The 1,740-nt window shown below is 50.6% G+C and carries 2 protein-coding genes; both read right to left on the bottom strand.

The window, feature by feature from the left end; all coding sequences use genetic code 11:
• Positions 1-227: 227 nt before the first annotated feature.
• Positions 228-1,292, bottom strand: a complete 1,065-nt coding sequence (locus tag GX016_09990) for a TAXI family TRAP transporter solute-binding subunit (protein HHT71874.1) — start codon at positions 1,290-1,292, stop codon at positions 228-230.
• Positions 1,293-1,531: 239 nt separating this feature from the next.
• Positions 1,532-1,740 (bottom strand): sugar kinase (locus GX016_09985; GenBank protein ID HHT71873.1); only part of this gene is annotated, 209 nt, incomplete at its 5' end.

The following is a 1,740-nucleotide window of genomic DNA, read 5'->3' as shown; positions in this document are numbered from 1 at the left end:
GCTAAGCTTAAGGCCGGTCATTTGCCTCATCCTTTCACCTGGAGTGAACCGATGATGGCTTTGCAAAGATTAACCCGGGCCAGATACCATCTGGTACAAGCTTTGGTGCGGGAAAGCAACTTCCTTAATTAGTGATGCCTTTTTCGGGCAAACACCTCCTCGACGGCAGCGAATTTCTAAAATAATTTCCAATTACCACTTGACATCACACCGCTGCTCCAAGGATTTTACGGCTCGATGACGTCAGTGCTTAGGCCAATTGCATTATAATACTTGACGGCGCCAGGGTGGCCGGGGATAACCCAGTTAGCGGTCAGCAGTCTGTGGTCGTCATTAAAGGCCTTACATTGGTCATATTGCTTAGCAAGTTGTGGAAGTAGTACTTCAACATAAGCCTTGGTGATGTTGTAGGCGTCTTCCTCAGAGAGCAGGTCCACGGAAGCCCACACGTAGTTGGGATCGCCGAGGGTAGTTATCAGCTCATCCTGGTCACGATAGACATTAGCCGGAACAATGGTGTCCCACATCCAAGCGTACTTTTCCCTGAAGTTGGCGTAGATCTCCTCATCGAGGCCGTAGACTCGCAGCTTCGTAGTCATGCTAAGCTCGTAAATGGAGGGCTCTGGCAGCGGCTGTGTGGCGATGATGGCGTCGATAGTACCCTCAGCAAGGGCCTGGGCGGCTTCGGGGTAGTCAATGGAGAAGGTGGTTAGCTCATTAAACTCGTAAACGTCCTCAGAAGCGCGGGTATAGCCATAAGCCTCGAGCACGTAGGAATTCTTGAACTCATTGGAGGAGCCAGCGGCTCCTATGGCCACCTTCTTGCCAGCGAGGTCCTCGTAGCCGTAGATGTCGGAGCTGTCCTTTACGAAGAGCAGCGTGGCCTGGGACATGTAACTCCACAGAATACCGCAGTTAAGCTTGCCCTTGTCCTCGTACTTGCCCGTACCGTTATAAGCGTTGTACAGCCGCTCTGGAGAAGCGAGTGTAATAGCGGCTTCACCGCGATAGACTAAATCGATATTTTCACTGGTACCGTTAGAAGCCTCGCAAGTCATGTTATATTCGGGGTGAACTTCCTTCATTAGGCCTGAGATGGAGGCAACGTACATATACTGGAAGGTTCCGGTCTGGGAACAGGGAAAGGAAAAGAACTGTGTTTCCTCTCCGGGAGTCGTTGTGTCACTCTGTGTCTTCTGCTGGCTACTGCTGGATGAGCATCCGGCAACCAGGCCGAAGGCCAATATCGCGCATAGGACAAAGGTAAGGATTCTCTTTGACTTTCTGTTCACTTTAGCTTCCTCCTTTTGATTTTTCCTCGTTTCAGTATTTAGGTTCTATTGAGCATTTACCAGAGTTGTACATTTTTGGTTTTTTGTCGACTGTTATCTGTTCACTTTCCGGAGCCGCCCCCTTTCTTGATTTTCAGCACGTCGCCGTTTAAAACAAGGTTGAAAGCACTGTAGAGTAGGTCATAAAGGGGGAGTGGCCAGGCGGGTGCTATTTGACGCTTACACCGTTTAGCATCCATTTATCTCTGCACCCTTCCCGAAGCGTCTCCGCGCGCCAGGAGCTCCACCTCATCCACGCTAACCAGATTAAAGTCACCGGTTATGCTGTGTTTTAAGCAGGAAGCTGCGGCGGCAAAGTCCACTGCTTCTTGTGGTGCCTTGCCGGTTATTAGGGAATAAATTAAGCCGCTACCAAAGGAATCGCCGCCGCCGACACGATCCACGATCG

The sequence above is a fragment of the Bacillota bacterium genome, from assembly GCA_012837285.1.
Classification (GTDB): domain Bacteria; phylum Bacillota; class DTU030; order DUMP01; family DUMP01; genus DUNI01.
Note: the sequence above shows the minus strand (reverse complement) of the source record. Positions and strands in the feature narration are given on the sequence as shown.